The organism is Streptomyces sp. ISL-99, assembly GCF_018614005.1.
Lineage (GTDB): Bacteria > Actinomycetota > Actinomycetes > Streptomycetales > Streptomycetaceae > Streptomyces > Streptomyces flavidovirens.
In genome coordinates this window covers 258,309-265,771 of sequence record NZ_JAGGPC010000029.1, presented here as the reverse complement: position 1 = coordinate 265,771, position 7,463 = coordinate 258,309, and the positions used below count along the sequence as shown (strand labels likewise).

The 7,463-nt window shown below is 69.8% G+C and carries 7 protein-coding genes; 2 read left to right on the top strand and 5 right to left on the bottom strand.

Features of this window, described 5'->3' with window-relative positions; genetic code table 11:
- Positions 1–1,593: glycoside hydrolase family 31 protein (locus tag J7E91_RS18835; protein WP_251015852.1), on the top strand; the 1,593-nt coding region annotated here is incomplete at its 5' end.
- Between the two features lie 118 nt (positions 1,594–1,711).
- Here the strand turns inward: J7E91_RS18835 and J7E91_RS18830 are convergent.
- A complete protein-coding gene (locus tag J7E91_RS18830) occupies positions 1,712–2,308 on the bottom strand; it encodes an NUDIX domain-containing protein (protein ID WP_214905986.1) in 597 nt (198 codons plus the stop codon).
- Between J7E91_RS18830 and J7E91_RS18825 the strand changes: the two genes are divergently transcribed.
- Positions 2,307–3,113, top strand: a complete 807-nt coding sequence (locus J7E91_RS18825; RefSeq protein ID WP_214905984.1) for a M15 family metallopeptidase — start codon at positions 2,307–2,309, stop codon at positions 3,111–3,113. The two genes, J7E91_RS18830 and J7E91_RS18825, sit on opposite strands and share 2 nt — an antisense overlap.
- Before the next feature lie 9 nt (positions 3,114–3,122).
- On the opposite strand, the gene J7E91_RS18820 is transcribed toward J7E91_RS18825, so the two are convergent.
- From J7E91_RS18820 to J7E91_RS18805, 4 genes are read right to left on the bottom strand one after another with little or no spacing between them, the layout of a single operon-like run.
- Positions 3,123–3,728 (bottom strand): ATP/GTP-binding protein, encoded by a 606-nt coding sequence (locus J7E91_RS18820; RefSeq protein WP_214905979.1) that lies wholly within the window; start codon positions 3,726–3,728, stop codon positions 3,123–3,125.
- Positions 3,709–4,107: a DUF742 domain-containing protein gene (locus J7E91_RS18815; RefSeq protein WP_214905976.1), complete on the bottom strand. Its 399-nt coding sequence runs from the start codon at positions 4,105–4,107 to the stop codon at positions 3,709–3,711. The genes J7E91_RS18820 and J7E91_RS18815 overlap by 20 nt, the downstream gene beginning before the upstream one ends.
- A gap of 10 nt (positions 4,108–4,117) precedes the next feature.
- The gene (locus tag J7E91_RS18810) at positions 4,118–4,558 is read right to left on the bottom strand and encodes a roadblock/LC7 domain-containing protein (protein ID WP_214905973.1); all 441 of its coding nucleotides are present in this window, start codon (positions 4,556–4,558) and stop codon (positions 4,118–4,120) included.
- The gene (locus J7E91_RS18805) at positions 4,555–7,263 is read right to left on the bottom strand and encodes a nitrate- and nitrite sensing domain-containing protein (protein WP_214905970.1); all 2,709 of its coding nucleotides are present in this window, start codon (positions 7,261–7,263) and stop codon (positions 4,555–4,557) included. The genes J7E91_RS18810 and J7E91_RS18805 overlap by 4 nt, the downstream gene beginning before the upstream one ends.
- Positions 7,264–7,463 lie beyond the last annotated feature (200 nt).

Sequence of the window (7,463 nt, the reverse complement as noted above, 5' to 3'; positions counted from 1 at the left end):
CCGGGCACGAGTGAGTTGCGTATGGACGGCGGGCCGCTGCGTTGCTGGGTGGTGGCGGGGACACCGGCGCGCGTGCTGCGGGGCTGGTCCGCGCTCACTGGTGCGCCCGTGCTCCCTCCGTCGTGGGCGCTGGGTCCGCAGGACGCGTGGCGGGGGTCCGGCGGCGAACGGGAGGTGCGGCGGATCGTCGCCGGTTACGGCGAGCGGGGGATGCCCCTGTCCGCACTGCACCTGGATATGGGCATGGGCCGGGGCGGCGGGCAGCAGGGCGCCGTCGCGGGGGATGGGCGGTTTCCCGGGATTGCCCGGCTCGATGCGGATCTCGGTGAGTCGGGGGTGCGGCTGGTCCCGGTCGTCCGTCCCGCTGTCAGAGCCGAGCCGGGGAGCGGGGTGTACGAGAGTGGAAGGGCCGCGGGGGCGTTCGTACGGGACGTACGCGGGAACGAGGTACGCGGAGCTTTCCGGTCCGGGAAGCACGTGTTTCCGGATTTCACCGATCCACGTGCTCGTGCCTGGTGGGGGTCGCTGCACGAAGAGCGCCTCGCTGAGGGTTTCTCGGGAGTCGGGCACGAAATGAACGAGCCGGCGGCCTTCTCCCCCTTCGGCGATCCGTCGTTGCCACGCTCCGCAAGGCACGATCTGGAAGGGCGCGGTGGCGATCACCGGGAGGCCCGCAACGTCTACGGCTTGGGGATGGCGCGTGCCGGTTACGAGGCACTGCGAAACCGGGGTTCCGGGGAACGGCCGTTTCTCTTCGCGGATTCCGGCTGGGCCGGCATACAGAGGTACTGCGGCACCTGTTCCGGGGATGTGCCGACGGGCTGGCCGGGGCTGCGTGCCTCGCTCTCCCTGGTGCTCGGTCTCGGGTTGTGCGGAGTACCGTACTCGGGAACGGATGTCGGAGGGTTCAGCGGCACGCCTTCACCCGAGCTGTATCTGCGCTGGTTTCAACTGGGCGCCCATCTCCCGCTGTTCCGTACGCGTGCGGCTGTCCCCTCGTGCCCCGGTGAGCCGTGGGAGTTCGGTCCGCGGGTGCTCGAACACGCGAAGGCCGCGCTCGCGGAACGGGAGCGGCTACGGCCCTATTTCGTGACGCTGTCCCATCTGGCCCGCCTCACCGGTGCGCCTTATGTGCGTCCCGTGTGGTGGGGTGCGCCTGAAGACCGGGCGTTGCGGGACTGTGAGGATGCCTTCCTGCTGGGGGACGCTCTGTTGGTCGCTCCCGTACTGGAGCGCGGCGCGGACCGCAGAGCGGTGCGCTTGCCGCACGGACGGTGGTACGACACGGCTACCGGCAAGGCCTACGAAGGCCAGGGCCAGGTGTTGCTGGAGGCGCCACTGTCGCGCATCCCTGTGCTGGCGCGGGCCGGCTCCGTGATTCCCGTGCGCGGTGACGACGGCGGGTTGACGCTCGAGGTGTGGGCACCGGCTGCCGGGCGTACCGGAGGAGGGCTGGTCGTGCGGGACGCGGAAGACGGCGGGGAGCGGGCGGAGGTCGAGCGGTTCACGACGCGGGTGAACGGTGGGCGGGTGCTGGTGGAGCGGGAGGGCGGCGGGGAAGTGGGGCTCCCGGTGCGGGTGCGGGGCTGCTGAGGTGAGTGCGGGGCTGCCGGGGTGAATGCGGTCCGCTGAGGTGGGTGCGGTGCGCTGGAGTGTGCGGTGCGCTGGGGCGACGTACCCGGGAACTTTGTTTCGACGTACCCGGGAACGGTTACTTCGTGTGGCTGTAGCTTCCCGCGAACCATCGGCGTACCGCTTCGGTGTGCAGGGGAAAAGCCAGCTCGGCGGGTGCGCGCAGGAGGTGCCGGCCTGTCGTTTCCTCGGTGGGGACGGAAGGCGGCAGGTCGGTGGCGGCGCGTTCGGGGAGCAGCCCGAAGAGGAGCAGGTGGCCGGCCGGGGAGCTCAGCGCGTCGGCGAGGCGCACCTGTCCGGCCGACGCTTGGATTCCCGTCTCCTCGCTCAGTTCGCGTACGACCGCTTGCCGCCAGTCCTCGCCGTGGTCGATGAAGCCGCCGGGCAGCGCGGTCCTGCCGAGCTGCGGTTCGATGGCACGGGTGATGACGACGAGTCCGCCACCCTCTTCGTCGCGTACGGGCAACAGGGCGACAGCGACGGGCAAGGGGTTGCGGTAGGCCGTGTCGCCGCAGACGGTACAGATGCGGGGCCAGTCGCCGGCCGGCCGGTACGGCGCTCCGCAACTGGAGCAGTGGGAGTCCCTGACGGGCTTCTTCGAAGGTGCGGCCACGCGCGGACTGTATCCGATGCCCCTTCCCCCAGGGGCGGTTGACCTGATAGATGGAGGGCCCATGACACGACTTGCCTCCGCACTGCGCGCCCTGGCCACCGCCGCGGTCGCCCTGCTCGCCGTCACCGCCGCCTCCCCCACGGCGCAGGCGAAGCCCGAGCCGAAGGCCCCCAGGGAGTTCGTGTCCCTGCGGTCCGTGGACTCGACGATCATTCAGGAGATGCACTACACGACGGCGCACAATTTCGTGGGTGTGCCCGTGGACGGCTATCGGCAGCCGGTCTGCATCCTGACCAGGCCCGCGGCGAACGCCCTGCACAAGGCGCAGACGAAGCTGTTGCGGCGCGGCTATTCGCTCAAGGTGTACGACTGCTACCGGCCGCAGCGGGCCGTCGACCACTTCGTGCGGTGGGCCAAGGACCTCGACGACGAGGCGATGAAGGCGGAGTTCTATCCGCATGTCGACAAGGCGCGGCTGTTCGCGGACGGTTACATCGCGGAGAAGTCAGGGCACAGCCGTGGCAGCACGGTTGACCTGACGATCGTGAAGCTTCCCGCGAAGGCGACCAGGCCGTACGTCCCCGGTGAGCAGCTCGTAGCCTGCTACGCGCCCAAGGCTGAGCGTTTCCCTGACAATTCAGTCGACATGGGGACCGGATATGACTGCTTCGACACGCTGTCCCATACGGACGACCCGCGTATCCAGGGCACTCAGCGTGCCAACCGGCAACTGCTGAAGGGACTGCTAGCTGAGGTCGGTTTCGTGAATCTCGCCGAGGAGTGGTGGCACTTCACGTACAAGCCCGAGCCCTTCCCGGACACGTACTTCGACTTCCCCGTCGCCCGCCGGTCGGTCGCCGGGCACTGACCTCCGACCTCAGGTGGACGCCTTCTGGCGCCGGTCCGCGGAGCGGGCCAGTGCGTGCTCGACCACCGCGATGAGCACCTCCTTGACCGTCTCGCGGTCCCGCGCGTCGCACAGCAGCAGGGGCACGCCCTCGTCGAGGTCGAGTGCCGCGCGTACCGTCTCCGCCGGATACCGGTCGGCGCCTTCGAAGCAGTTGACGGCCACGGTGAAAGGGATGCCCCGGCGCTCGAAGTAGTCGATGCCGGCGAAGCAGTCCTCCAGGCGGCGGGTGTCGGCGAGTACGACCGCGCCGAGGGCGCCCTGTGCCAGCTCGTCCCACAGAAACCAGAACCGGTCCTGGCCGGGCGTACCGAAGAGGTAGAGCACCAGGTCCTCGCGGAGTGTGATCCGCCCGAAGTCCATGGCCACGGTGGTGGTGTTCTTGTTCTCGACGCCCGCGATGTCGTCGACGGGGCGGCCCGCCTCGGTCAGCGCCTCCTCGGTGCGCAGCGGCCTGATCTCGCTGACCGCGCCCACCAGGGTGGTCTTGCCCACCCCGAAGCCACCCGCGACGAGGATTTTGAGCGTCACCGGTTCGACCAGTCGCTTCTTACGGCTAGAGCGCCCGAAGGCCATTGATTACCTCGCGAAGGATGCTCTCGTCCGGCAGCTCGGCCGGAGGTACGGGTCGGGTCACGTGTACCAGCTCGTCCTCGACGAGGTCGCCGACGAGCACTCTGACCACTCCTACAGGGAGGTCGAGACCCGCGGCGAGTTCGGCGATCGACTGCGGCGTCTCGCTGCACAGTTCGACGATCTCGACGTGCTCGGGAGCGAGCGTCTGGTCACGTCCGGGATCGTCGGCCGCGGGTTCGGGGACGACCAGCGCGATCAGGTCGAGCCGGTGCCGGCTCGCACTGCTCGTACGGCCGCGCGTCATCGCGTACGGGCGTACTACGGGGCCCGCGTCGTCGTCGTACCAGTGCGGCGATCCCTGCTGGCCTGCTTCGCTCATCTCAGCCCACTCACCCTCCGGCGGGCAGACCGGAGCGTGGCGCGGTCGTCAGGTGGACGCCGACCCGCTTGACCATCAACGTCATCTCGTACGCCACCTGTCCGACATCGGAGTCGGAGTCCGACAGCACGGCGAGACAGCTGCCGTCGCCCGCCGCGGTGACGAACAGGAAGGCGTCGTCCAGCTCCACGACGGTCTGCCGGACCCGGCCCGCGTCGAAGTGGCGGCCGACGCCCTTGGCAAGGCTGTGGAAGCCGGAGGCGACGGCGGCGAGGTGTTCGCCGTCCTCGCGCGTCAGGTCCTTGGACGTGCCGGTGGGGAGCCCGTCGCTGGAGAGCACCAAGGCCTTGCGGATGCTGCCGACGCGGTCGACCAGCTCGTCGAGGAGCCAGTTGAGCTCTCCGGAGTCCCGGACTGTGGTGTCGTGTGCTGTGGCGTTCGGTGCGGTCATCGACCGTCCCTCTCTGGTGTGGTTCCTGGTGCTGTTCCGCCGGTGCCCGGCTCGTCCTCGGCGTTCTGCCGGCGGCCGCGCTGCCAGCCGCGCTGGAGCGAAGCCATACGGCTGCGTACTTCCTCCGCCTCACGCTCGGCGTCCTGCTCGGTGGCCGGTACGCCGTTGGCGGGTTCGGTGCGACCGGTGGTGGCCTCGCGCAACTGCGGGGCGAGACTGGCCTGGCGGACACGGCGGGGCAGGCCGCCCAGCGGGAGGCCCTGAGCCTCGTCCGCGGGGGCGGGTTCCCGTGCGGGTGGTGCGTGGGGTGCGGTGCGTGCTGATTCGGACGGTGCTGTGCGCGCGTTGGGGGCGTGCCCGCGGCCGCTGACGCGGCGGCCGTTGTCGGCGACCAGGGTCGGAGCGTTGCGGCGGGGCAGCGGGACAGGGGCGCCGGGGCGTACGTTCTCGCCGCTGCCGGGAACGTGGTCGGACGCCTGCTGGTGTTGTTCACCGGCGGCTTCACGGGCACGGTCGCGGGAGCGTTCCCGGGAACGGTCGCGGGCCCGGAACAGTCCGCCGCGCTCGCTCTCTGTGTCCTCGATGTCGGCGATGTCCGCGACGCCGCCGAGCGGGCCCGCGAGGCCCAGTGCGCTCAGTGGCGGTTCGAGTTCGACGGGACCGTCCAGCACGGCCTGGGCGGCAAGTTCGGCGGGCAGGCGCGAAACCGTCGTCAGGGACTTGCGGCGTCCGCTCTGCCCCGCCTCCCCGGTGCCTCGTTCTCCGGTGGCGTACTTGCGGTCGAGCCGGAAGCCGGTGCCGTTCGTCTCGGGTGCGTCCGTGAGCAGGGCGGCCGGGATGAAGACGACCGCGGTGGTTCCGCCGTACGGCGACTGCTGGAGCGAAACGCGGACATTCTGGCGCTGGGCCAGCCGGCTGACCACGAACAGACCGAGCCGGTCGGTGTCCGACAGCTCGAACTCGGGGGTCTCGGCGAGCCGCAGATTGGCGTCGAGGAGGGCTTCGGGTGTCATGCCGAGGCCACGGTCGTGGATTTCGAGGGTGAAGCCGTTGGCGACCCGCTCGCCGTGCACCTGGACGGCGGTGTGCGGGGGCGAGAACACCGTGGCGTTCTCCAGGAGTTCGGCGATCAGGTGCGTGACGTCGGCGACGGCCGGGCCTCCGACGCCGACGCGCGGAAGGCGGCGTACCTCGATGCGCTCGTAGTCCTCGACCTCGGCGACGGCCGCCCGTACGACGTCCATGAGCTGGACGGGCTTGCGCCACTGCCGGGACGGAGCCGCGCCCGAGAGGATCACCAGGCCCTCGGCGTGGCGTCGCATTCGCGTGGTCAGGTGGTCGAGCCGGAACAGGTCGGCGAGCTCGTCGGTGTCCTCGGTACGGCGTTCCATGGTGTCGAGGAGTGTGAGCTGGCGGTGGAGCAGGACCTGGTTGCGGCGGGCCAGGTTGACGAAGACCTCGGAGACGCCGCGGCGCATGTCGGCCTGTTTGACGGCCGATTCGACGGCGGCGCGCTGAAGGGTGTTGAGGGCCTGGCCGACCTGGCCGATCTCGTTCTTTTCGTACTCCAGCCGGGGAGCCTCGGTCTCCACGTCGACCTCCTCGCCCGCGGCGAGCCGGCGCATGACGCTGGGCAGCCGGACGCCGGAGATCTCGTGGGCCTCCTTGCGCAGGCGGGAGAGGTCGCGGATGAGGCTGCGGCCGATCCGTACGGAGAGGAACAGCGAGACGATCAGGGCGAGGAAGCCGAGTACACCCGCGGCGCCGGCTTTGATAAGAACGCCGAAGGCGACGGGCTCGACGTTGTCCTGGTAGCGCTCCCCCGCTTCCTTGCCCTCGCGGGCGAGGTGGTCGAGCACGCCGGTCGCGGCCTCGTTCCAGCTCTTGGCGGTGACGGCGCGCGGGTCCCGGGTGGCGCCCGCGGTGATGAGGCGTTCCTCGGCGGTACGCAGTGGCTCGGTGGCCGGGCTGTCCCAGTAGTCCGCGAACGCGTGGCGCTCGGTGGCGGGGAGGACTTCGAGGTTGACGTCGTACAGCAGCTCGCGGTTGGCGGCCAGTGCCGAGATCTCACGGAGTTCGGGCGCGTTGAACTGCCCGGCGACGAGGCCGGACGCGATGAGTGCGTCTTCGCGGGAGAGCATCTCGCGGGCGCGGGTGAGGCCGACCAGCGCGCGCCCCTGCTTGTCCATCTCCACGTCTTCGAGGGCGTGGAGGGTGGTGAGGAAGGAGTAGCAGGGGTCGATGAGCCGGTTGTAGCGGTCGAGTGCCTGGCGTCGGGTGACGGTGCTGTTCTCGACGGAGCCGCGCAGTGTCTGGATGTCCTCGAAGGCTTCGAGGAGTGAGGCCAGGCGCTTCGCCGCCGAAGGGCGCAGGTCGTCGCGTACTCCGGACTCCTGTGCGCGGGCCTTGATCTTCGCGACGGACTCGTCGGTGGCGGCGCGCTCGCGGCGGAGGGTGGCGAGGGCGTCGGAGGCGCGGGGATCCGCCAGGTAGATCAGTGTCTGCCGGCGCTCGCGCTGGATGACCTCGACCGTGTCCTGGATCGGATAGCCGACCTGCTCGACGATGTAGGCGACATCCAGCAGCTGGTTTGCCTCACGGCCGGTGATCACGGTGGCGAATCCCCACAGCGAGGTGAGGGACACGAGCGGCACCAGCAGCAACGCCACGATCTTCCTGCGGATGGACTTTCCGCGAAAGCGCATGGCCTCCCCCAGCTCGACCCCCGCCGGGCGGGGATGGTGTTCCGTCAATAAACGGCGCGAGCCTACTACTGTCACTCGCGCAACTCGAAGACACGTCCGGACGATTTTCAGCCTTACCGAGGTGCGTTGATCACCAGTTGTCATGGAATTCCGGGAGTTGACGGGCGCCGTTGTGGCAAAGGACACCTGCGCGTACGCCC